The organism is Bradyrhizobium sp. CCBAU 45321, from assembly GCF_028128975.1.
GTDB lineage: Bacteria > Pseudomonadota > Alphaproteobacteria > Rhizobiales > Xanthobacteraceae > Bradyrhizobium > Bradyrhizobium yuanmingense.
Map to the genome: position 1 here is coordinate 1 of NZ_LFKZ01000062.1, position 1,701 is coordinate 1,701.

At 62.9% G+C, this 1,701-nt stretch carries 2 protein-coding genes; both read right to left on the bottom strand.

The window, feature by feature from the left end:
• Nucleotides 1–167, bottom strand: a 167-nt coding sequence (locus tag ACM43_RS09700) for a CopG family transcriptional regulator (protein ID WP_271539867.1), incomplete at its 3' end; no start/stop codon positions are given.
• Between the two features lie 6 nt (nt 168–173).
• Nucleotides 174–1,701: IncP-type conjugal transfer protein TraG (gene traG / locus ACM43_RS09705; protein WP_271539866.1), on the bottom strand; the 1,528-nt coding region annotated here is incomplete at its 5' end.

The window sequence follows — 1,701 nt, forward strand, 5'->3', positions numbered from 1 at the left end:
AGGCGCCGGGTGAATGCTGCCTCCCGCCTATCCGCTCCGTCGGGTGAAAGAAAGGAGGCGACGGCAGCTTCCACAATGGCAGACCGGGAAAGCTTCTTGCGATCGGCGAGCTCCGAGATCTGTTTCAGCAGCTCTGGCGGGAAATAGACATTCATCCGGTCGCGCATATTGCCTCAGAGCTCCATACCGTCGTTCGGGTCCAAGGCGACTTGACGGGCAACACCGCGCATCTGTTGGCGTATGAGCCGGGACTGGCGGACCGCATCTTCGTCGTCGTCAAGCACGGCGGCAAATTCCTCTGCCGGCGTTGGTTCGGTTGTCTCCTTGGCGATCGCGACGTGATCGGGGAGTTCCGGCTCACGACGGAGGCCGCTGTTCGCCGTGTCTTCCTCGGCCTCGGCGGCCTTGTCAGTTGGACCTCGCGTGGGCTTCAACGGTCCGAGCGCTGACCATCCGTCCGTTCGCGATGATCGGCCGGCCGTCGCTGGATCGGGCGGCGGCACAACCCGCTCAGTGAATCGCCTATCCTCGTAGTAGCGGACCTTCTTCGCCCGGATCGGCGCCGTCCCTGCCACCATGACGATCTCGTCCATCGGCGGAAGCTGCATGACTTCGCCAGGGGTCAGCAGCGGCCTTGCCGTCTCCTGGCGGGAGACCATCAGGTGCCCCAGCCACGGGTTCAATCTATGACCGGCATAGTTCTTCATCGCGCGCATCTCGGTCGCCGTGCCCAACGCGTCGGACACCCGCTTGGCGGTCCGCTCGTCATTTGTCGCGAAGCTGACTCGGACATGGCAGTTATCGAGGATCGCGTTGTTAGGCCCGTAGGCCTTTTCGATCTGATTGAGCGACTGCGCGATCAAGAAGCTCTTGATGCCGTAGCCGGCCATGAAGGCGAGCGCGGACTCGAAGAAATCAAGCCGCCCCAGCGCCGGGAACTCGTCAAGCATCATCAGGACTCGATGCCGGCGGTGACTGGCGTGCAGATCCTCGGTCAAGCGCCGGCCGATCTGATTCAGCACAAGCCGGATCAGCGGCTTGGTCCGTGAGATATCGGAGGGCGGCACCACGAGATAAAGCGTCGTAGGGTGGCTGTCTGCGATCAGATCGGCTATCCGCCAGTCACAGCAGCGGGTCACCTGGGCCACGACGGGGTCGCGGTACAGCCCCAGGAACGACATTGCAGTAGAAAGGACGCCGGAGCGTTCATTCTCGGATTTGTTGAGGAGTTCGCGCGCGGTCGAGGCGACCACGGGATGGGCACCCTGCTCGCCAAGGTGCGCAGTGGTCATCATTGCCTTCAGCGTCGCCTCGATGGGCCGCTTCGGATCGGACAGGAACGCTGCGACGCCGGCCAAGGTCTTGTCTGTCTCGGCATAGAGGACATGGAGGATGGCGCCGACCAGGAGCGAATGACTGGTCTTCTCCCAATGGTTCCGTTTATCGAGAGAACCTTCGGGGTCGACCAGGACGTCGGCGACGTTCTGGACATCGCGAACCTCCCATTCCCCGCGCCGGACCTCGAGCAGCGGATTGTAAGCTGAGGATTTCGGGTTGGTCGGATCGAACAACAGGACGCGGCCATGCCGCGAGCGAAAGCCCGCGGTCAGCTGCCAGTTCTCACCCTTGATGTCGTGCACGATGGCCGAGCCCGGCCAAGCTAGCAACGAGGGAACGACGAGTCCGACACCCTTGCCGGAC